Origin of the sequence: Streptomyces sp. NPDC101132 (genome assembly GCF_044759225.1) — a bacterium.
Taxonomy (GTDB): domain Bacteria; phylum Actinomycetota; class Actinomycetes; order Streptomycetales; family Streptomycetaceae; genus Streptomyces.
Genome location: NZ_JBIVYX010000006.1, coordinates 246961 through 266872, shown reverse-complemented (window position 1 = coordinate 266872; position 19912 = coordinate 246961). Strand labels below are relative to the sequence as shown.

Annotated in this window: 20 protein-coding genes and 1 pseudogene; 16 read left to right on the top strand and 5 right to left on the bottom strand. The window is 75.3% G+C overall.

The genetic code is table 11. The features are described 5' to 3' along the window. Nucleotides 1-23: 23 nt before the first annotated feature. The 15 genes and pseudogenes from ACIQUR_RS16490 to aroQ all read left to right on the top strand — a co-directional run bounded on the left by ACIQUR_RS16490 (nucleotide 24) and on the right by aroQ (nucleotide 13710). Nucleotides 24-647 carry an isochorismatase family protein gene (locus ACIQUR_RS16490; RefSeq protein WP_403664519.1) on the top strand — a complete coding sequence of 208 codons (624 nt, stop codon included), beginning with the start codon at nucleotides 24-26 and terminating at the stop codon, nucleotides 645-647. Then, entirely contained in the window at nucleotides 644-2545 is a 1902-nt protein-coding gene (locus ACIQUR_RS16485) for an anthranilate synthase family protein (protein ID WP_403664517.1), read from the top strand. The genes ACIQUR_RS16490 and ACIQUR_RS16485 overlap by 4 nt, the downstream gene beginning before the upstream one ends. After that, the gene (locus tag ACIQUR_RS16480) at nucleotides 2542-2868 is read left to right on the top strand and encodes a hypothetical protein (protein WP_403664515.1); all 327 of its coding nucleotides are present in this window, start codon (nucleotides 2542-2544) and stop codon (nucleotides 2866-2868) included. Before ACIQUR_RS16485 ends, ACIQUR_RS16480 begins: the two co-directional genes overlap by 4 nt. Further along, the gene (locus tag ACIQUR_RS16475; protein ID WP_403664513.1) at nucleotides 2865-3860 is read left to right on the top strand and encodes an aspartyl/asparaginyl beta-hydroxylase domain-containing protein; all 996 of its coding nucleotides are present in this window, start codon (nucleotides 2865-2867) and stop codon (nucleotides 3858-3860) included. Before ACIQUR_RS16480 ends, ACIQUR_RS16475 begins: the two co-directional genes overlap by 4 nt. A 131-nt stretch (nucleotides 3861-3991) precedes the next feature. Then, nucleotides 3992-5062: a thiamine pyrophosphate-dependent enzyme gene (locus tag ACIQUR_RS16470; RefSeq protein WP_403664882.1), complete on the top strand. Its 1071-nt coding sequence runs from the start codon at nucleotides 3992-3994 to the stop codon at nucleotides 5060-5062. 92 nt (nucleotides 5063-5154) lie between these two features. Further along, the gene (locus tag ACIQUR_RS16465; protein WP_403664880.1) at nucleotides 5155-6120 is read left to right on the top strand and encodes an alpha-ketoacid dehydrogenase subunit beta; all 966 of its coding nucleotides are present in this window, start codon (nucleotides 5155-5157) and stop codon (nucleotides 6118-6120) included. Next, on the top strand, nucleotides 6117-7487 hold the full coding sequence (locus tag ACIQUR_RS16460; protein WP_403664511.1) for a dihydrolipoamide acetyltransferase family protein: 1371 nt from the start codon (nucleotides 6117-6119) through the stop codon (nucleotides 7485-7487). The genes ACIQUR_RS16465 and ACIQUR_RS16460 overlap by 4 nt, the downstream gene beginning before the upstream one ends. Then, complete coding sequence (locus tag ACIQUR_RS16455) at nucleotides 7484-8140, top strand: TetR/AcrR family transcriptional regulator (RefSeq protein WP_403664509.1); 657 nt, start codon at nucleotides 7484-7486, stop codon at nucleotides 8138-8140. Before ACIQUR_RS16460 ends, ACIQUR_RS16455 begins: the two co-directional genes overlap by 4 nt. A 31-nt stretch (nucleotides 8141-8171) precedes the next feature. Then, nucleotides 8172-8513 carry a chorismate mutase gene (locus ACIQUR_RS16450; RefSeq protein WP_403664507.1) on the top strand — a complete coding sequence of 114 codons (342 nt, stop codon included), beginning with the start codon at nucleotides 8172-8174 and terminating at the stop codon, nucleotides 8511-8513. Nucleotides 8514-8609: 96 nt separating this feature from the next. Next, nucleotides 8610-9059: a transketolase-like TK C-terminal-containing protein gene (locus ACIQUR_RS16445; RefSeq protein WP_399947211.1), complete on the top strand. Its 450-nt coding sequence runs from the start codon at nucleotides 8610-8612 to the stop codon at nucleotides 9057-9059. Between the two features lie 15 nt (nucleotides 9060-9074). Next, nucleotides 9075-10361, top strand: coding sequence for a 3-phosphoshikimate 1-carboxyvinyltransferase (aroA, locus tag ACIQUR_RS16440; protein ID WP_403664504.1), 1287 nt, complete (start codon nucleotides 9075-9077; stop codon nucleotides 10359-10361). Between the two features lie 9 nt (nucleotides 10362-10370). Continuing rightward, entirely contained in the window at nucleotides 10371-11555 is a 1185-nt protein-coding gene (aroC, locus tag ACIQUR_RS16435; RefSeq protein ID WP_403664878.1) for a chorismate synthase, read from the top strand. Further along, nucleotides 11552-12103, top strand: coding sequence for a shikimate kinase (locus ACIQUR_RS16430; protein ID WP_403664502.1), 552 nt, complete (start codon nucleotides 11552-11554; stop codon nucleotides 12101-12103). Before aroC ends, ACIQUR_RS16430 begins: the two co-directional genes overlap by 4 nt. After that, nucleotides 12100-13197: pseudogene (gene aroB / locus ACIQUR_RS16425) on the top strand (3-dehydroquinate synthase); the annotation flags it as partial. The gene ACIQUR_RS16430 and the pseudogene aroB, both read left to right, overlap by 4 nt. Nucleotides 13198-13257: 60 nt before the next feature. Further along, the gene (gene aroQ, locus ACIQUR_RS16420; protein ID WP_403664876.1) at nucleotides 13258-13710 is read left to right on the top strand and encodes a type II 3-dehydroquinate dehydratase; all 453 of its coding nucleotides are present in this window, start codon (nucleotides 13258-13260) and stop codon (nucleotides 13708-13710) included. Between the two features lie 18 nt (nucleotides 13711-13728). Here the strand turns inward: aroQ and ACIQUR_RS16415 are convergent, their stop codons facing one another. Next, the gene (locus ACIQUR_RS16415; RefSeq protein WP_403664500.1) at nucleotides 13729-13962 is read right to left on the bottom strand and encodes a hypothetical protein; all 234 of its coding nucleotides are present in this window, start codon (nucleotides 13960-13962) and stop codon (nucleotides 13729-13731) included. Here ACIQUR_RS16415 and ACIQUR_RS16410 point away from each other — a divergent pair. Beyond that, nucleotides 13955-14833, top strand: a complete 879-nt coding sequence (locus ACIQUR_RS16410) for a GNAT family N-acetyltransferase (RefSeq protein WP_403664498.1) — start codon at nucleotides 13955-13957, stop codon at nucleotides 14831-14833. The two genes, ACIQUR_RS16415 and ACIQUR_RS16410, sit on opposite strands and share 8 nt — an antisense overlap. Before the next feature lie 149 nt (nucleotides 14834-14982). On the opposite strand, the gene ACIQUR_RS16405 is transcribed toward ACIQUR_RS16410, so the two are convergent. From ACIQUR_RS16405 to ACIQUR_RS16390, 4 genes are all read right to left on the bottom strand, one after another. Further along, nucleotides 14983-15564: a flavodoxin family protein gene (locus ACIQUR_RS16405; protein ID WP_403664496.1), complete on the bottom strand. Its 582-nt coding sequence runs from the start codon at nucleotides 15562-15564 to the stop codon at nucleotides 14983-14985. Continuing rightward, entirely contained in the window at nucleotides 15564-17162 is a 1599-nt protein-coding gene (locus ACIQUR_RS16400) for an FAD-dependent monooxygenase (RefSeq protein ID WP_403664494.1), read from the bottom strand. The genes ACIQUR_RS16405 and ACIQUR_RS16400 overlap by 1 nt, the downstream gene beginning before the upstream one ends. After that, complete coding sequence (locus ACIQUR_RS16395) at nucleotides 17159-18733, bottom strand: class I adenylate-forming enzyme family protein (RefSeq protein ID WP_403664492.1); 1575 nt, start codon at nucleotides 18731-18733, stop codon at nucleotides 17159-17161. Before ACIQUR_RS16395 ends, ACIQUR_RS16400 begins: the two co-directional genes overlap by 4 nt. A gap of 146 nt (nucleotides 18734-18879) precedes the next feature. Continuing rightward, nucleotides 18880-19722: an arylamine N-acetyltransferase gene (locus ACIQUR_RS16390; RefSeq protein WP_403664490.1), complete on the bottom strand. Its 843-nt coding sequence runs from the start codon at nucleotides 19720-19722 to the stop codon at nucleotides 18880-18882. Nucleotides 19723-19912: the final 190 nt, after the last annotated feature.

Sequence of the window (19912 nt, the reverse complement as noted above, 5' to 3'; positions counted from 1 at the left end):
ACTCCAGCCACGAGAGGACCGACATGGCCGGGATCCCGCCCATCACCTCCTACCCGCTGCCCACCGCCGGCGAGCTGCCCGGGAACACCGCCGACTGGACGGTGGACCCGGACCGCGCCGTGCTGCTCGTGCACGACATGCAGCGCTACTTCCTCAAGCCCCTCCCCGGCGACCTGCGCGAGTCGCTGGTCCACCACGCCGTGCAGGTACGGGAGTTCGCCGCCCGGCACGGCATCCCGACGTACTACACCGCCCAGCCCGGCAGCATGAGCGAGGCCGACCGCGGCCTGCTGAAGGACTTCTGGGGGCCCGGCATGCGGGCCGACCCGGCCGACCGGGAGATCGTGGAGCCGCTCGCCCCGCGCGACGGCGACACCGTGCTCACCAAGTGGCGCTACAGCGCCTTCTTCCGCACGGACCTGCTCGACCGCATCAGGTCGGCCGGCCGCGACCAGCTGATCATCGTCGGCGTCTACGCGCACGTGGGGATCCTCGCCAGCGCCGTCGAGGCCTTCACCCACGACATCCAGCCGTTCCTCGTCGCGGACGCGATCGCCGACTTCTCGGCCGAGGACCACTGGATGACCGTCCGGTACGCGGCTTCGCGCTGTGCGGTGGTCACGACAGCCAAGGAGGTCACCGCATGACGGCCCAGGACACCACCGGCCGGGACGACCTGCTCCGCCGGATCCTCGGCGAGCGCCCGCCCGCCTTCGCCGTACTGCACCGCCCGGAGACGAACGGCAGCCGGCTGGAGGTCCTCACCGGGGACGTCACCACGTCCGAGACGCTGGCCGGCGTCCCCCTCGACCCGGCCGCCGGGCCCGGCCCCGAGGTGCTCACCCTCATCCCGTACCGCCAGCTCGCCGAGCGCGGCTTCCACGCGCCCGACGACGGCGCCCCGCTGCTCTCCCTGCGCGTCACGGGCCGCCAGGTCCTGCCGGTGGCCGACGCGCTGGAGCGGCTGCCGGACATCCCGCTCGGCGTGTCCGAGGGCGGCTTCGACGTGGACGACGAGGCGTACGCCGACACCGTCCGCCGCATCATCGAGGACGAGATCGGCCGGGGCGAGGGCGCGAACTTCGTCATCCGCCGCTCCTTCGTCGCCGACATCTCCGACTACTCCCCGCGTCACGCGCTGGCCTTCTACCGGCGGCTGCTGCGCCTGGAGTCCGGCGCCTACTGGACCTTCATCGTGCACACCGGCGAGCGCACCCTGGTGGGCGCCAGCCCCGAGCGGCACGTCAGCCTGCACGACGGCACCGCCGTGATGAACCCGATCAGCGGCACCTACCGCTACCCGCCGCAGGGGCCCGAGCTGTCCGGGCTGCTGGACTTCCTCGCCGACCGCAAGGAGGCCGACGAGCTGTACATGGTGGTCGACGAGGAACTGAAGATGATGGCCCGCATCTGCGACACGGGCGGCATCGTCACCGGGCCCCACCTCAAGGAGATGGCCCGCCTCGCGCACACCGAGTACTTCATCAGCGGACGCACCGACCGCGACCCGCGCGAGATCCTGCACGAGACCCTCTTCGCGCCCACCGTCACCGGCAGTCCGCTGGAGAGCGCGGCGCGGGTCATCGCCCGGTACGAGCCCGAGGGCCGCGGCTACTACAGCGGCGTCCTCGCCCTCATCGGCCGCGACGAGCGGGGCGCCCGCACCATGGACTCGGCCATCCTGATCCGCACCGCGGAGATCGACCGGACCGGCCAGGTCCGCATCGGTGTCGGCGCCACCCTGGTACGGCACTCCGACCCGCAGGGCGAGGTGGCCGAGACCCGCGCCAAGGCGTCCTCGCTGCTCGGCGCCCTCAAGGACACCGGCCCGGCCTCGTTCGCCCGGCACCCGGAGGTCCTGTCGGCACTGGCCGCCCGCAACGAGACGGTGGCCCGCTTCTGGTTCGACGACGCCGACGAGCGGCTCACCGCCCACCCCGACCCGGCCCTGGCCGGCAAGCGGATCCTGGTGGTCGACGCCGAGGACACCTTCACCTCGATGATCGAGCAGCAGCTCCGCTCGCTCGGGACGCGGGTGACCGTACGCCGCTTCGACGAGGCGTACGACGTGACCGCGTACGACCTCGTGGTGATGGGCCCCGGCCCCGGTGACCCGCGCGAGACCGGGCACCCGAAGATCGCGCACCTGCGCGGCACGGTCCGGCGGCTGCTCGACGAACGGCGGCCGTTCTTCGCGGTCTGCCTGAGCCACCAGGTGCTCAGCACCCTCCTCGGCTTCGACCTGGTCCGCCGGGACACCCCGAACCAGGGCGTCCAGAAGCCGGTGGAGCTGTTCGGCGCCGACGAACTCGTCGGCTTCTACAACACGTTCGCCGCCCGCTCCGCCGAGGACAAGGCGGAGGTCGAGGGCGTCGGCGTCGTCGAGGTCAGCCGCGACCGGGAGACCGGAGAGGTACACGCGCTGCGCGGACCGCACTTCGCGTCCGTGCAGTTCCACGCCGAATCGCTGCTCACCCGCAACGGGCCCCGGATCGTCGGAGGCCTGGTGCGGGAACTGCTCGCGGGAGAGGGGAAGGCCGAGTGAAGGCCGTCATCGCGTGGTGGGACCTGGAGGGCACCGGCCACACGCCCGAGTCGCTGCGGGAGTTCCTGCGCGACGAGGCCGTGGACCGCTGGGCCGGCTACGAGGGCCTGCTGCTGAAGGTGTGGATCAGCGACGAGGAGCGCGGCCGCTGGGGCGCCGTGCAGCTGTGGGAGTCGGCGGAGGCCCTCGGGCAGCCGCTGTCCACCCGTGCCGCCGAGATCATCGGCAAGATGCCGGACGAGCGGATGGTCTTCGACGTGGAGGCCACCACCGAGGGCGTGCACACGCTGACGTCGCTGGCCCGGCTCGGGACCGCGCTGTGAGCACGGAGGTGCTCGCCGGGGCGGCCGTGGTGCCCATGCCCGCGGCCGCCGCCCGGCTGAGCACCTCCTTCAACGCCGGCTGGCTCGCCGCCGAGCTGCGCGGCGTACGGCCGCCCGCCGACGACTGGCGTTGCCTGGTGCTGCGTTCGCCGGGCGGGCCGGGCGACTGGACCGATGCGCCGCTGCTGGAGCGCTTCCCGCACGTCCGGTACATCCTCGACACCTTCCCGGCACCGGTGTTCGGCGCGCGCTTCATGTGCCGCCGGCCCGGCACCGGGGCGGCGGGGCGGATCGAGGCCGCCCAGGGGCTGCGCTGGGGCACGGCCCGGCTGCACGTCCCCGTGCAGACCAACACCGAGACGGTGCTGGTGCTGGACGGCGAGGTGCACCGGTGGGCGCCGGGGGACCTGTGGTTCGGGGACTTCACCCGGACCCACCAGGTGCTGAACCACGGCCAGGACCACTGCGTGCACCTGGCGCTCGACGTGCCGGTGACGGAGCGGCTGGTGCGCGCCTTCCCGGTGGCCTGGCGGGAGTTCTTCCACCGCGGGGACGTGCTGGTGAACCGGCCGCCGCGGCCGCTGGCGCCGGGCGGGGCCGCGGCGCTGGCCGGGGAGCTGAGCGTGCCGGCCGGCTTCCTGGCGCGGGAGGACGAGGACCCGTTCCGGGCGGGGCAGGCGCGTACGGCCGTGACGCTTGAGCCGGCCGACGACCGGGGGGAGCGGCTCTGGCTGCGCACCGGGGGCGGGCGGGTGCTGCCGCTGACGCACCTGGGCGGCGGCGAGTTCCGGTTCGCCGGGCGGAGCGAGGAGCGGACGCTGCGGGTGCGGCGGGCGGGCGGCCCGTACGGGGCCGGCGGCTCGTACGGCACCGGTGGCTCGTACGGGGCCGTGCTGTACGCGCGGACCGGGCGCGGTACGGCCGAGCTGGCCGTACCGGGCGTGACCAAGGGATCCAGGGACCCACGAGGGCAGGAAGAAGGGGAGTCGTGAGCACCGTCGATCAGACGCGTTCCGTCGCGGGGGCCGGGGCGGGAACGGGGGCCGAGGCGAAGCGGCGGCCCGCCGCCGCGCGCGGCAGGCGGCCGCGGCCGGCCGCGGCCGGGAGGGCAGGGCGGCACCCGCTGCTGCCCGGCGAGCGGCCCGTACGGTTCATCGAGGCCGACGGCACCCTGACGGACGGGGCGGCGGACCGGCTGCCCGACGGGGCACGGCTGCTGGCCGCGTACCGGGCGATGGTCGCCGGCCGGCGCTTCGACCAGCAGGCCACCGCGCTGGCCAAGCAGGGCCAGCTCGCGGTGTACCCGTCGGCGCACGGGCAGGAGGCCTGCCAGATCGCGGCCGCCCTCGCGCTGCGGGAGGACGACTGGCTGTTCCCGACGTACCGGGACTGCGTGGCCGTGGCCGCCCGCGGGGTGGACCCGGTCGAGACGCTCACGCTGATGCGCGGAGACTGGCACTGCGGCTACGACCCGGTGCGCTGGCGCACGGCGCCGCAGGCCACCCCGCTGGCCACGCAGGCCCCGCACGCGGTGGGCGTCGGACACGCGGCGCGGCTGCGCGGCGAGCCGACGGTGGCGCTGGTGCTGATCGGCGACGGCGCGACCAGCGAGGGCGACTTCCACGAGGCGCTGAACTTCGCCGCGGTCTTCCGCTCCCCGGTCGTCTTCCTGATCCAGAACAACGGGTTCGCGATCTCCGTGCCGCTGGAGAAGCAGAGCGCCGCGCCCTCGCTGGCGTACAAGGGCATCGGGTACGGGATCCCCTCCGAGCAGGTCGACGGGAACGACGCGGCCGCGCTGCTGGCCGTGCTGGACCGGGCCGTGGCCCGGGCGCGGGCGGGTGAGGGGCCGACGCTGGTCGAGGCCCACACGTACCGGATGGACCCGCACTCCAGTGCCGACGACCCGTCCCGCTACCGGGACCCGGCGGTCACCGATAGCTGGGTGGCCCGGGACCCGCTGGCGCGGCTGGAGACGTACCTGCGCGGGGCCGGGCTGCTGTCCGACGCGGAGGCGGCCGACGCGGTGCGCGTCGCGGAGGAGCGGGCCGCGGACCTGCGGGAGCGGCTGGTCCGTTCGGCGCCGCCGGAGGCGGGCGAGCTGTTCCGGCACGTGCGCGGCGGCGGGTCCGCCCGGCTGAGCGAACAGGCGGCCCTGCTGGCGGCCGAGATGGTGCTGGAGGAGGAGCGATGAGCACGCCGACCCTGTCGGGGGTGGAGACGGTGGCCGGTGCGGTGGCCGGGGCCGGGGCCGCCGTGGCCGGTGCGGCCGTGGAGCGGGTCACGATGGCGGGTGCCCTCAACCGGGCGCTGGCCGACGCGATGGCCGAGGACCCGTCGGTGGTGGTGCTGGGTGAGGACGTGGGCCCGCTGGGCGGCGTCTTCCGGATCACCGACGGGCTGCAGGCGCGGTTCGGCGAGGAGCGCTGCTTCGACACGCCGCTGGCCGAGTCCGGGATCATCGGCATGGCGGTCGGGATGGCGATGAACGGCTTCCGGCCGGTCGCCGAGATGCAGTTCGACGCCTTCGCGCTGCCGGCCTTCGAGCAGGTGGTGGGCCACGTGGCGAAGATGCGGAACCGGACGCGGGGGCGGCTGAACCTGCCGATGGTGATCCGGATCCCGTACGCGGGCGGCATCGGGGGCGTGGAGCACCACAGCGACTCGTCGGAGTCGTACTACGCGCACACCGCAGGGCTGACGGTGGTGGCCCCGGCGACCGTCGCGGACGCCTACAGCCTGCTGCGGGAGGCGATCGAGCTGCCGGACCCGGTCGTGTTCCTGGAGCCCAAGCGGCTGTACTGGGCGAAGGAGCCGGTGGCGCTGCCGGCGCGGACCGAGCCGGTGGGCCGGGCGGTGGTCCGGCGGGCGGGCACGGACGCGACGCTGGTGGCGTACGGGCCCTCGGTGCCGGTGGCGCTGGAGGCGGCCGGGGCCGCGGCGGCGGAGGGCCGCTCGCTGGAGGTGGTCGACGTACGGTCCCTCGTGCCGTACGACGAGGAGACGGTGGCCGCTTCGGTGCGGCGGACCGGGCGCGCCGTGGTGATCGCCGAGTCCCCGGGCTTCGCGAGTGTGGCGTCCGAGATCGCCGCACGCATCGGAGAGCAGTGCTTCCACGCGCTGCACGCGCCCGTACGGCGGGTGACCGGCTTCGACATCCCGTACCCGCCGCCGAAGCTGGAACGGCACCACCTGCCCGGGGTGGACCGGATCCTCGACACGGTCGACGAACTCCAGTGGGAGGACGCATGAGCACGGACCGGAGCGACGGCGTGGGCACGACGGACTTCCTGCTGCCGGACCTGGGGGAGGGCCTGACCGAGGCGGAGGTCGTCCGCTGGCTGGTGGCGGAGGGCGACGCCGTCGCCGTCGACCAGCCGGTGGTGGAGGTGGAGACCGCCAAGGCCACCGTGGAGGTGCCGTCCCCGTACGCGGGCCGCGTCGCCACCCTGCACGCGGCCGAGGGCGCGGTGCTGGAGGTCGGCCGCCCGCTGATCTCGTTCGCGCCGGACACCGGGGTGCCGGTTGCTCCGGGTGCGGCTGCCGGGGCGGATGCCGCCGGCACCGGCGCGGCGGAGCCGGAGGGCTCGGGCCGCGTCCTGATCGGCTACGGCACCCAGCCGTCCGGCGTCGGCCGGCGCCGCCCGCCCCGGCGCTCCCTGACGGGCGCGGGTGTGGCGGCGGGCGGCGTCGGTCCGGGGCCGGCTGCCCCGGCCGCCGGGGCCGTGCTCGTCGTGTCGCCCGTGGTGCGGGCGCTGGCCGCCCGGCACGGGCTGGACCTGGCGGGCGTGAGCGGGTCGGGTGCGGGTGGGGTGATCACGCGTCAGGACGTCGACGCGGCACTCGCCGAGCGCGACCTGCGCCGCGCGGCCGAGCAGGCCGGAACGGAGGCGGCGGCCGCACGCCCCGCCGCCGCGGCGGGTGACGGGGCCGGCGGCGGCCTGGACGGTGTCGACAGGGTTCCGCTCAAGGGGGTTCGGGGGGCCATCGCGCGGAAGGTGGCGCGGGCCGCCGCCGTGCCCACGGCCACCGTGTGGGTGGACGTCGACGCCACCGAGCTGCTCGCGCTGCGGGCCCGCCAGGACGCGGACGGGCCCGGGCTGCTCGCGCTGCTGGCCCGGTTCACCGTGGCCGGTCTGCGCCGGTACCCCGAGCTCAACGCCACCGTGCGCGACGACGAGATCCTGCGCCACCGCGACGTACACCTCGGCGTCGCCGCCCAGACCGACGCCGGTCTGCTCGTACCCGTGGTCCGCGGCGCCGACCGGATGTCGGCCCGCACCCTGCACGCCGAGGTGTCCGCCCTGGTCGGCCGCGCCCGCGACGGCGCGCTCACCCCGGCCGAGCTGTCCGGCGGCACCTTCACCCTCAACAACTTCGGCGTCTTCGGGGTCGACGGCAGCTCCATGCTGCTCAACGCCCCCGAGGCCGGGATCCTCGGCATCGGCCGGATCGTCGAGCGGCCCTGGTCGGTCGGCGGCCGGGTCCTCTCCCGGAAGACCACGCAGCTGTCCCTCGTCTTCGACCACCGCGCCTGCGACGGCGGCGCGGCCGGCGGCTTCCTGCGGTTCGTCGCCGACTGCATCGAGGACCCGGTCCGGGCCCTGGCGGACCTGTGACGGCGGTCCGTACGGCGGCGCCGGTCGGACCGTCCGCACCGGTCGGGCCGTCCGCGCCGTCCGCGCCGGCCGGCCGCACCGCCCGACCGGTCGCCCGGCGGACCCCGCACTCCCGTCACACCCTGCTCGCCGAGGCGGTCCGCCTCTTCAACGAGAAGGGCTTCGCGGGAGCCAGCATGGGCGTGCTCGCCGCACGCCTCGGCCTCACCAAGTCCACCCTCTACCACCACGTGAGCGGCAAGGAGGAACTGCTGGAGATGGCCCTGGACCGGGCCGGCCGGCACCTCCTGTCCGCACTCCGCCCGACGGACGACGCCCACCCGGCGTTCGTCCGGCTCGAACGGTTCGTGCGTTCCGTGCCCGACCGGCCGGCCCGCGAACTCCCCTTCGTCCAGCTGCTGCTGGGACCCGACGGACGGTCCGTCACCGGCGCGCGCGCCGACCTGGAGCGGCGGGTCGCCGAGCTGATCCGCGACTGCGCCCGCGAGGGCTCCGTACGGCAGGACCTGCCGCCGGACCTGTGTGCCGGGCTGCTGCTCGACACCCTCGGCGCGGCCGTCGCCCGCCGCGCGGGCCGGGGCGCCGTCCCCGCCCGCGTCGTGGCGGCGCTCGCCCTCGGCGGGCTCCGCGCGCCCGTGCCCGCGGCCGTCTGATCGTTCGTCCCGATCACCCAAGGGAGTTCCCATGTCCGTCCTGTCCCTCGACACCGCGCCCGCCGCGCCCCTCGACCCGGTCTTCGACCCGGCCACCGGGGTGCGTGCCGGGGCGCACAACGCGACCGAGGCCGTGGAGGCCGTACTGGCCCACCGGGCCGCCATCGACGACGCCGACCGCCGGCTGATCGAGCTGATCAAGGAGCGGTGCCGGCTCTCCGGCGAGGTCCAGAAGGCCCGCATCTCCTCCGGCGGGCCGCGGATCGTGCGCGGCCGCGAGCAGCGCATCGTCGGCTCCTACGAGGCCGAGTTCGGCGTCGTGGGACAGGAGTTCGCCCGGCTGCTGCTCGAACTCGGCCGTGGCCGGCCCTAGGGTCCCGCCGCGGGACCTGACGGACCGGGGCACCGACCTGACGAGCGGGCCCCGGGGCCGTTGGAGGGCCCCGGCCCGCTGGCCCACGATGACCGCATGATCGACGAAGCGCGTGGCGGATACGTCCTCGCTGAGGCGGAGGCCTGCGGCGGTGAGCCGCAGACGGTGCTCATCGCCGCCGTCGGCGAGACGGCCGTGGCCCTGGAGGCCCGGGACATCCTCGAACGGGACGGCATCGGCACCCGCGTGGTCTGCCTGCCGCGTCCCGAGCGGTTCGCGGCCCAGGACCGCGCCTACCGCGACCGGGTGCTGGCCCCGCACGTGACCGCCCGGGTCTCCGTGGCGGCCGGGGCGGCACTCGGCTGGTACGCGATGGTCGGCGGGGCGGGGGACGCGGTCGGGCTCGAACGCTTCGGCGCCGACGGCCCGTTCCGCCGCCTGTACGGCCAGTACGGGCTCACCGCCGACCGCGTCGCGGCCGCCGCCCGCCACTCGCTCGCCCGGAGCCGCGCCCGCAGCCGTGCCCGCAGTCCACGCACCCGCTGAGACCCAGGAGTCACCATGACGCTCGACACGTCCCGGCCGCCCGTGCTGTCGGCCCGCGTTCCCGGATCCAAGAGCCTCACCAACCGCGCCCTGCTGCTGGCCGCCGCCGCGTCCGGCACCTCCGGCCTCTGGGCGCCGCTGGTCAGCGACGACACGGTCGCCTTCCGGCGGGCGCTCGGCACCCTCGGCGTCGCCACCTCCGCCACGCCCTCCGACGAGTGCTGGGAGGTCACCGGCAACGGCGTCGGCCCGTTCGCACCCGGCCGGGTGTGGTGCGCCGACGCCGGCACCGCGGCCCGCTTCCTGCCGCCCTTCGCGGCCACCGGACGCGGCACCTTCGTCTTCGACGGCTCCGACCAGCTGCGCGCCCGCCCGCTCGGCCCGCTCACCCGGACGCTGGCCCGCCTCGGGGCCGACGTACAGGCCGCACCGGGCGGCGGGCTGCCGCTCACCATCGCGGCGAACGGGCTGGCCGGCGGCCGGGTCGAGCTGGACTCCGGGCTGAGCAGCCAGTACCTGAGCGGGCTGCTGATGGCGGCGCCGCTGATGGCCGGGCCGCTGACGGTGGACGTGCCGCGGCTGGTGAGCCGCCCGTACCTGGACATGACGATCGCGCTGATGCGGTACTTCGGCGCCGAGGTCACCGAGACCGGCAGCACCGTCGAGGTGGCCCCCACCGGCTACACCGCGACCGACTTCGTCGTGGAGCCGGACGCCTCCACCGCCTCCTACTTCTTCGCCGCCGCGGCCGTCACCGGCCGCACGGTCACCGTGCCCGGCCTGGGCTCGGGCAGCCTCCAGGGCGACCTGGGCTTCGCCGAGGTGCTCCGGCTGACCGGCGCCGAGGTGGAGATCGGCGACCACGCCACCACCGTCACCGGCCCGGCCGGCGGGCTGACCGGCGGGTTCACCGTCGACATGGGCGAGATCTCCGACACCTTCATGACCCTGGCCGCCATCGCGCCGCTCGCCGACGGGCCCGTGACCATCACCGGCGTCGCCCACGCCCGGCTCAAGGAGTCCGACCGGATCGCCGCCATGGCCGCCAACCTGCGGGCCTGCGGGATCCGCGTCGACGAGACCCCGGAGTCGCTCACGGTCCACCCCGGCCTGCCGCACCCGGCGGTCGTCGACTGCCACCGCGACCACCGGATCGCGATGTCCTTCGCGGTCCTCGGGCTCGGCAGCGGCGTGCCGCTGACGCTGGACGACCCGGGGTGCGTCGCCAAGACCTTCCCCGAGTTCCACACCGAACTCGCCCGCCTCTTCCCCCTGTACGAAGTCCCCACCAAGGAGAAGTGAGAGAAAGTGCTGAGCAGGCTGCGTTGGCTGACCGCCGGTGAGTCCCACGGACCGGCGCTCGTCGCCACCCTGGAGGGGCTGCCGGCCGGGGTCCCGGCCACCACCGCCCTGGTGGCCGACCACCTCGCACGACGCCGCCTGGGCTACGGGCGGGGCGCGCGGATGAAGTTCGAGCAGGACGAGGTGACCTTCCTCGGTGGTGTCCGGCACGGGCTGTCGCTGGGTTCGCCGGTGGCGGTGATGGTCGGCAACACCGAGTGGCCCAAGTGGGAGAAGGTCATGTCCGCCGATCCGGTGGACCCGGCGGAGCTGAAGGAGACCGGCCGCAACGCGCCGCTGACCCGTCCGCGCCCCGGTCACGCCGACCTGGCCGGCATGCAGAAGTACGGCTTCGACGAGGCCCGGCCGATCCTGGAGCGGGCCAGCGCCCGTGAGACCGCCGCGCGCGTCGCCCTCGGCGCGGTGGCCCGGTCCTTCCTGAAGGAGGCCGCGGGCATCGAGATCGTCTCCCACGTGGTCGAACTGGGCGCCGCGAAGGCCCCGTACGGATCCCTGCCCGCCCCCTCGGACGTGGAGAAGCTCGACGCCGACCCGGTGCGCTGCCTCGACGCCGGCGCGAGCAAGGCGATGGTGGCCGAGATCGACCAGGCCCACAAGGACGGCGACACCCTCGGCGGCGTGGTGGAGGTGCTGGCGTACGGGGTCCCCGTCGGGCTCGGCTCCCACGTCCACTGGGACCGGCGGCTGGACGCCCGTCTGGCCGCGGCGCTGATGGGCATCCAGGCCATCAAGGGCGTCGAGGTCGGCGACGGCTTCGACCTGGCCCGGGTCCCCGGCTCGAAGGCCCACGACGAGATCGTCGCCACCCCCGAGGGCATCAAGCGCACCTCCGGGCGCGCCGGCGGCACCGAGGGCGGCCTGAGCACCGGCGAACTGCTGCGCGTGCGCGCCGCGATGAAGCCGATCGCGACGGTGCCCCGCGCGCTCGCCACCGTCGACGTGGCGACCGGCGAGGCCGCCGCGGCCCACCACCAGCGCTCCGACGTGTGCGCGGTGCCGGCGGCCGGGATCGTCGCCGAGGCCATGGTGGCGCTGGTCCTCGCCGACGCGGTGCTGGAGAAGTTCGGCGGCGACTCGGTCGCCGAGACCCGCCGCAACGTCACGTCGTACCTCGACCACCTCACCTACCGGTGACCGGCGCGGCGGTGACGGGGGGCGGCCGGGCGGCCGCCGGGCCCGCGGTCGTGCTGGTCGGGCCGATGGGGGTGGGGAAGTCCACCGTGGGCGCGCTGCTGGCGCGCCGGCTCGGTGCCGCCTACCGGGACACCGACCAGGACGTGGCCGCCGAGACCGGCCTGACCGTGGCGGAGCTGTTCGCCCGGGAGGGCGAGGCCGGCTTCCGCGAGCGCGAACACCGGGCCGTCGTCAGGGCGGTGGCCGAACCGGGAGCGGTGCTCTCGCTCGGCGGCGGAGCGGTGCTCCACTCCGGAACACGTGCTCTCCTCACCGGTCTGCCGGTCGTGTTCCTCGACGTCTCCGCCGAGGTGGCCCTGCGCCGGGTCGGCGACGGCCGCACCCGCCCCCTGCTCGCCGCCGACCCGGACCGCCGCTGGCGCGAGCTGCGCGACCGGCGCCGCCCCCTGTACTCCGCGGTCGCCCGGGTCGTCGTGCCCACCGACGACCGCACCCCCGAAGAGGTCGCCGACGCGGTCCTCGACGCACTGGAGCCGGAGACCCCATGACGACCGCATCCCCCGCCGTGACCCGCGTGCCCGTCGCCGCCTCGGCCGGCCATCCCGCCTACGAGGTGCTGGTCGGCCGGGACCTCCTCGGCGAGCTCCCGCCGCTCGTCGGCGAAGAGCCCCGCCGCGTGGCCCTGATCCACCCCGACGCCCTCGGGGCGCGCGCCGCGGAGGTGCGGGACCGGCTCACCGCCCTCGGCCACCGTGTCACCGCCCTCCCCGTGCCCGACGCCGAGGAGGCCAAGACCCTCCGGGTCGCCGGGGAGTGCTGGGCGGCCCTGGGCCGGGCCGGGTTCACCCGTACCGACGTGGTCGTCGGACTGGGCGGGGGCGCCACCACCGACCTGGCCGGGTACGTCGCCGCGGGCTGGCTGCGCGGGGTGCGCTGGATCGCCGTACCGACCACCGTCCTCGGCATGGTCGACGCGGCCGTCGGCGGCAAGACCGGCGTCAACACCGCCGAGGGCAAGAACCTGGTCGGCGCCTTCCACCCGCCGGCCGGCGTGCTCTGCGACCTCGACGCCCTGGCCACCCTGCCCACCGCCGACTACGTCAGCGGCCTCGCCGAGATCGTCAAGGCCGGGTTCATCGCCGACCCCGTGATCCTGGACCTGGTCGAAGGGGACCCGGCGGCCGCCCGCACCCCCGAGGGCCCGCACACCGCCGAGCTGGTCGTCCGCGCCGTACGGGTCAAGGCCGAGGTGGTCTCCGCCGACCTCAGGGAGGCCGGGCCGCGCGAGGTCCTCAACTACGGCCACACCCTCGCCCACGCCATCGAGAAGGCCGAGGGCTACACCTGGCGGCACGGCGAGGCCGTCGCCGTCGGCATGGTCTTCGCCGCCGAACTCGCCCGCGTGGAGGGCCGGCTGGACTGGGCCACGGTACGCCGCCACCGCGCGGTGCTCGACGCCGTCGGCCTGCCCCTGAGCTACCGGGCCGACCGCTGGCCCGAGCTGCTCGACACGATGCGGGTCGACAAGAAGAGCCGCGGCGACCGCCTGAGGTTCGTCGTCCTCGACGGGGTGGGCCGCCCCGGCATCCTGGAGGCCCCCGCGCGCGGCACCCTGGACGCCGCCTTCGCGCAGCTCTCGGCCCCGGCCGGGGAGGCCGTTCCGCCGGCCGGGGAAGCGGCGACCGCACCGGCACCCGCTCCCGTGGCCGGTACCGCCCCGCGCCGGGTGCTCGTGCTCAACGGCCCCAACCTGGGCCGCCTGGGCCTGCGCGAGCCCGGCATCTACGGCACCACCACCCACGCCGAACTCGCCGACGGCTGCGTACGGCTGGGCAAGGAACTCGACCTCGACGTCGAGGTCCGCCAGTCCGACGCCGAGGCCGAACTGATCGGCTGGCTGCACGAGGCCGCCGACCAGGAGATCCCGGTCGTCCTCAACCCGGCCGCGTTCACGCACTACTCGTACGCCCTCCGCGACGCCGTGGCCCAGCGCACCGCCCCGCTGATCGAGGTGCACATCTCCAACCCGCACGCCCGCGAGGACTTCCGCTCCGTCTCGGTGATCTCCGCCGTGGCGACCGGCACCATCGCCGGCTTCGGCCCCCTGTCGTACCACCTGGCCCTGCGCGCACTCGCGGCCGGCACCGCCCGCTGACGCCGGCCCGCGTCCGCGTCAGGCCGCCGCGCCGTCCTCCAGGGCGGCGCGCAGCCGCTCGTACGTCGGCGCGAGCCGGCGCAGGCGCTCCGCCAGCACCCGGTCGCCCCCCGTGACCACCGGGTGCCGGAGCCCGCCGACCAGCCGGGCCTGTTCCCCGGCGACGCCGGCCGCCCCGGCGAGCCCCAGCGGCGTTCGGAAATACCGGGTGCGGAGCGGGGGCGCGGTGGTGTGGGATCGGGCCGTGGCCATCGAGTTGGGTACGCCGGACGCGGACGGGCTGGGCGCGGCGCTGGAGGCGCTGCGGCACTGGCAGGACGACCGGGCGGCGGTACAGCTGCACCCGGGGGACGTGGGGTGGTTCTGGCGGTTCGGGGCGGCGGAGACCGCCGCGGCGGTCCGTACGTGGAGCCGGGACGGCCGGATCCTCGCCGTGGGGCTGCTGGACGGGCCCGGGCTGCTGCGCCTGACGATCGCGCCGGACGCGCGGCGGGACGAGGAGCTGGCGCGGCGGCTGGCCGAGGACGCGGGCCGGCCGGAGCGGGGCGTGCTGCCCGCGGGGAGCGCCAACGTCGAGGCTCCGGCGGACGCGCTGCTCCAGGAGCTGCTGCACGCGGACGGCTGGGGCGTGGACGAGCCGTGGACACCGCTGCGGTGCGACCTGGCGGAGCCGGTGCCGGCGCCGGTACGCGAAACGGGCCTGCGGGTCGGGGCGGCCGGGCCGGAGGGGGCGGCCGCGTTCACCGCCGTACTGCGGTCGGCGTTCGACGGGTCGACGTTCACCGAGGAGCGCTGGCACGCGATGGCGTCCGGGGCGCCGTACGCCGCCGCCCGGTGCCTGGTCGCGTACGACGGGCAGGGCGCAGCGGTCGCCGCGGTGACCGTGTGGTCCGCCGGGCCCGGACGGCCCGGGCTGCTCGAACCGCTGGGCGTCCACCGGGACCACCGCGGCCGCGGGTACGGCACGGCGGTCGCCCGGGCCGCGGCGGCGGCGCTGCGGGAGCTGGGCGCGTCCGGCGCCGACGTCTGCACGCCGAGCGCCAACACGGCCGCCGTGGCCACGTACCGGGCGGCCGGCTTCGTCCCGCTCCCCGAGGTACGGGACCGCCGCCGCGACGGGTAGGGCCGGGCGCTCGGCGCCGTGCGCGGACGGCCCGACGGCCCGGCGCCCCCAACGCCCCGGCGGCCCGGCGCCCCGCAGGCCGACGGCCCGGCCCCCGCTCGCGACGAGCGGGGGCCGGGCCGTCGACGTCGTACCCCGGGCCGGGCGGCTCAGTGGGCCCGTGCCACCCCGTGCAGGGCCACCGCGAGCTGCGCGATGCGGCGGCCCAGGTGGCGGACGGTCTCCACGTCGGCCTTGGTGACGCCCTCGGTGCCCTGGTCGGTGTTGGCCTGGGCGCCGGCGCCCAGGTTGATGCCGAGGCGGTTCAGGTCGTGCTCCGAGCCCGTGGTGGAGTTCCAGCCGGGCGTGACGTCCAGGTTCACCCAGTGCATCCCGTGCTGGGCCGCGAGGATCGAGAAGTACTGCAGGGTGTGCAGCTTGTCCCCGTTCATCGAGCCGGCCACGGTGAAGCCGGTGGCCAGCTTGTCCTGCCAGGCCCGGGCCGCCCACCGCTTCGAGCCGGCCTCGGCGAAGACGTGGAAGGCCGCCGAGGCGCTGCCCATGTACGTCGGGGCGCCGAACATGATCGCGTCCGCCCCGTCGAGCAGCGCCCACCCGGCGTCGTCCACCGTCTCCACGTCCACGAGCACCGCCCGGGACCCGCCCTCCTCCGCGCCCTCCCGGGCGGCCGCGGCGAGGGCGGCGGTGTGTCCGTACCCGGAGTGGTAGGCGACGACGACGAGGGGGCGCATCAGCGGGTTCCGATCGGGAGGAGGGCCGCGGCCAGCTCGGCTTCGAGCCTGTTGAGGTCGCGGTCGTGGCCGTGCGCCGCGATGTGGCCGTCCGGCCGCACCAGGTAGTAGCCGGGCCGCCAGCAGCCGGTGGCCCGCACGGAGTTGCGCCGGCGGAGCCGCTCGACGCGGACCTGCGGCCAGCGGTCGACGATGTGGCCGATCTCGGTGAGCCAGTCCGAACCGCCGCTGGAGGGCGGCAGCACGACCAGCGACCAGGCCTCCGGGTCCGCGTCGGGACCGGAGATCCGGTGGGAGACGGCCAGCCGGCGCGGGAAGACCGCGCCGACCTTCAGGCCGCCGGGCAGCTTCTCGTGCAGACCGCAGCCCGCCTTGCGGGAAGGCCGCTGGGTCTCGCGGACGATGTCGTACGCCAGCCGGCGCCCCGCCATCACGGGCGCGTAGAAGTGCGAGACGATCCCGGTGCGGTCCAGCACGCGGAACGCCGCGTCCCGCGCCCGCACCTGCACCCGTCCGTTGAACATCCAGGCCCGCGTCTGCAGGTCCGTGTCGCGGACGATGCGCTGGGTGGCGGCCGAGCGCTCCGGCCCGTACGTGTCGAGCAGCCGGGCGGGGGAGCGGCCGTGGATGACCGCGGCGAGCTTCCAGGCCAGGTTGTGGGCGTCCTGGAGGCCGTTGTTCATGCCCTGGCCGCCCGCGGGGCTGTGCACGTGTGCCGCGTCGCCCATCAGGAAGATCCGGCCGCGCTGGAAGTCGGTCGCGGTGCGCGCGTGGACGCGGAAGACCGTCTCCCACACGGGCTCCGTCAGCTTCACGCCGCGCGGCCCCCGGTCGTACAGGATCCGCTGCATCATCTCGGTGCCGACCCTGCCCTCGCCGCCGCGCGGCATGACGGACAGGAAGCGGAAGACGCCGTCGGGCTGCGGGACGATGACCAGGGTGCCGTTCGGGTTCTGGAAGTACAGGATCTGGTCGGCCGGCAGGTGGCCCTCGATGCGGGAGTCGACCAGCGCGAACTCCATCTCGTACGTGCTGCCGGTGAAGCCGGAGCCCAGCTCGCCGCGCACCTTGCTGCCCGCGCCGTCCGCGCCGATCAGGAAGGGCACGCGGGTCCGCTCGATCATCCCGTCGCCGTGCTCCAGGACGGCCGTGACCCCGTCGGTGGCGTCGATGTCGCCGGAGTAGTCGACCTTCTCCACGCCCAGCAGCCGCACCCCGCGCTCGATCTTCCCGCCGAGCGCGTGCAGCCGGGCGGTGAGGGCCCGCTCCGTCTCGGGCTGCGGCAGGTGGCGCGGCGCGAGGTCCTCGGGGAAGTCGAAGGTGGCAAGGTGCCGGCGGTCGGAGTAGTAGCTGAAGCCGTTGATCTGCGTGGAGGCGGCCCGGATCGCGGCTCCGGCGCCCATGTCCTCCAGGATGTCCAGCGCGCGCGGCCACAGCGCCAGCGCCTTGGGGACCTCCAGCGGTTCCAGGGCCATGTCGATGATGCGGACCCGGACGCCGCGGCGCAGCAGTTCGCAGCCGGCCATCAGGCCGGTGGGGCCGGCGCCGACGACCAGGACGTCGTAGTCCGTCGCGGTGCTCTGGATGTGCTCGGTCACGACGCCTGCTCCAGCTGTGCGCGGAGGTCGGCCGCCAGCTTGATCCGCTGCACCTTCATGGTGGCGGTCCTGGGCAGGTCGGCCAGGGGGATCTGGATCGGGGCGGCCATCCGCGGCAGGTCGGCGACCGCCTGCGCCCAGCGGGCCTCGTCGAGCGGCTCGCCGTGGCGCGTGCACACCACCGGCAGCGGCTCCTGGTTCGGGCCGGGTACGAGGACCAGCTCGGCCAGCTCCTCCAGGCGCTGGAGCACCGCGTCCTCGACCTCCAGGGTGGAGTGGATGCCCGGGATCACGTCGACCTCGCGGTCGAGCAGGTGCAGGCAGCCGACCTTGGTGCGGAAGCCGACGTCGCCGCCGCGCCACCACGGGCCGAAGGCCTGCTGCGCGAAGCGCTCCTTCTCGCCGTAGTAGCCGATGGCCCGGCCCGGGGTGCTGACCTCGATGTAGCCGGGGTGCTCGCGGGAGGGGCGCTGCCCGTTGCGCGGCACCAGGCGGTACCTGGTGATGCCGGGCATCGGGAAGCCGAGGCAGCGGCCGTCCGCCTTGTGCGCGTTCTTGCGGGTGTACGAGCGGCCGGTGAGGGGGCCGCACTCGCTCTGGCCGTAGATCTGGAAGAAGACCGCGTTGTCCCGGTCGGACGCCTTCAGCAGGCGGTCCATCGTGCCGGGGTGGATGGCGTCGAACGTCGACGAGAAGTACTTGACGTTCGAGAAGGGCCGGCGCGGGTCCGAGGCCAGCTCCTCCCACTCCATGAAGGAGTTGGGGTGGGTCTCGACGAACCCGGGCCGGACGCGGGCGAAGAGGTCCGCGACCCGCTCCGGCTCCGTGTCGTTCATGACCACCACGTGCATGCCCTTGCGGAGCAGCACCGCCATGCCCAGGTACATCCGGGAGTGGACGTACGACAGGTGGATGGCGGCCGTCTCGCCGCTCTTGATGAGGCGGGCCAGCCGGCGCTGGGGGCGGAAGCGCCCGTACAGGCTGCGCGCGGAGTGGATGACCAGCTTGGGCAGTCCGGTGGTGCCCGAGGTGTGGGTCATCAGGGCCGGCTGGTCGGCGTCGAGCAGCACCGGCTCGCGGCGCGGCGAGCCGGCCAGGTCGTGCAGCGAGACGACGCCCTCGCGGGCCGGCGAAGCGGAGATCACGCCGCGGGTGACGGCGGCGACCTCGGCGGCGTCGAGCACGCCGTCGAGCTTGGTGTCGTCCGTCAGCAGGTGCGGGGTGTCCAGGCGGCCGAGCAGGGCGGTGGCGCTCACCCCGTCGAGGGCGGGGGACAGCATCACGGGCACGGCGCCGAGCCGGGAGGCGGCGCTGGCCAGGATGTAGATGTCGAAGTTGTTGTTCTTGTAGATCGCCACGTGGTCGCTCGCCCGGACGCCCGCCGCGTACAGGCGCGCGGCCATGTCGTCGACGTGCTCGGCGAGTTCGGTGACCGTCAGGTGGCGCGAGACGTCCGGCAGCACGTCCAGGGCGTGGTCCACCGTGATCGTGGTGCCCGGGCGGGTGGCGGCGGCCTGCTCGGGCACGGTCCCTATGTAGAGCCCGCTCGTTCGGGCGGGATTCCGCAGCATCAGGTGTCTCCTCGTACGGGGTACGGGCAGGTGGGTACGGGCGTGTGGGGTCGGGCGGGGGTGCGGGCGGGGGTACGGCAGGGGTGCGGCGGGGGTACGGCAGGGGCCTGCTCCCCCCCGTCGCGGGGAGCAGGCCCGGGGAGCCGCTAGCGGGACAGGACCCCCTCGCGAAGGGCGCGCTCCTCGTCCGGCGTGAGGGTGATGCGGAAGGTCTCGCGCAGGTGCCGGACGGTCTCGTCGGCGGTCAGCTCGGTGACCTCCTGGCGGCCGTCGGGCCAGGTCGCCGTCAGCGTGCGGTGGCGCAGGACGTGGCGGACGGTGTCGCCGCCGCGCTGGGCCACCAGCTTGCCGATGAACGGCGAGGAGGGGTTGGTGCAGGTGTAGACGTTCGACACCTCGAAGTCGACCGGCGCCTGGAGCTCCTCGCGCAGGCTGTACACGTCGAACCAGCCGTCGTGGTGCAGGCAGCGCAGGATCCAGTCCTGGCCCTCGCGGTCCAGCCGCCAGGTCCAGTCGCCGGTGGTGACCTGGGCGCCGTCCTCGAACGGCAGCGGCTCCAGCGGGCCCTCGTCGCCGAAGCCGACGTCGGCCAGCCAGCGGCGGCCCCCGGCCTCGACGACGACTACCGCGTGGGAGCGGTAGCGGAGCGCGGTGCTGCCGCGGCGGACGCGGGCGAGGTGGCGGGTGACGGTGAAGCCGGCCTGCTCCAGCGCGGCGGCGAAGAGCAGGTTGGACTCCAGGCAGCAGCCGCCGCGGCCGGCGTCGACGATCTTCTTGTAGAGGCTGGGGACGTCGAGGGCGATCGGGTTGCCGAGGGCCAGGTCGACGATCTCCCAGGAGATGGCGTCGGTGTGGGCACGGTGCAGCGCGCGCAGCGTCTCGGCGTCGTCGGCGATCTCGCCCGTGTAGCCGATGCGGTACAGGTAGGCGTCGAGGACCAGCGCGTCGGAGTTCCAGTCCGTGCTCGGCGGGGGCGGCAGGGTGCTCATGCGGAAGAGACCTCTCGTACGGGGATCGGCGGACCTGGGGGGGATCGGCGGGCCTTGGGATCGGGGACCTGCCGGGGTCGGCGGGCCGGCGGGGAGCGGTGGGGAGTGAGGGGGAGCGGTGGGCCTCGGGCCGTGGGCCGCGGGCCGCGGGCCGCGGTGGGCCCGGGGATCGGCGGCCCTGGGAATCAGG

Coding starts and splice junctions, on each gene's coding strand:
- ACIQUR_RS16390 (WP_403664490.1), bottom strand. CDS start 19,722: ATGAGCACCCTGCCGCCCCCGCCGAGCACGGACTGGAACTCCGACGCG.
- ACIQUR_RS16415 (WP_403664500.1), bottom strand. CDS start 13,962: ATGGCCACGGCCCGATCCCACACCACCGCGCCCCCGCTCCGCACCCGG.
- ACIQUR_RS16395 (WP_403664492.1), bottom strand. CDS start 18,733: ATGCTGCGGAATCCCGCCCGAACGAGCGGGCTCTACATAGGGACCGTG.
- ACIQUR_RS16450 (WP_403664507.1), top strand. CDS start 8,172: ATGTCCGTCCTGTCCCTCGACACCGCGCCCGCCGCGCCCCTCGACCCG.
- ACIQUR_RS16490 (WP_403664519.1), top strand. CDS start 24: ATGGCCGGGATCCCGCCCATCACCTCCTACCCGCTGCCCACCGCCGGC.
- ACIQUR_RS16460 (WP_403664511.1), top strand. CDS start 6,117: ATGAGCACGGACCGGAGCGACGGCGTGGGCACGACGGACTTCCTGCTG.
- ACIQUR_RS16405 (WP_403664496.1), bottom strand. CDS start 15,564: ATGCGCCCCCTCGTCGTCGTCGCCTACCACTCCGGGTACGGACACACC.
- ACIQUR_RS16465 (WP_403664880.1), top strand. CDS start 5,155: ATGGCGGGTGCCCTCAACCGGGCGCTGGCCGACGCGATGGCCGAGGAC.
- ACIQUR_RS16485 (WP_403664517.1), top strand. CDS start 644: ATGACGGCCCAGGACACCACCGGCCGGGACGACCTGCTCCGCCGGATC.
- ACIQUR_RS16445 (WP_399947211.1), top strand. CDS start 8,610: ATGATCGACGAAGCGCGTGGCGGATACGTCCTCGCTGAGGCGGAGGCC.
- aroA (WP_403664504.1), top strand. CDS start 9,075: ATGACGCTCGACACGTCCCGGCCGCCCGTGCTGTCGGCCCGCGTTCCC.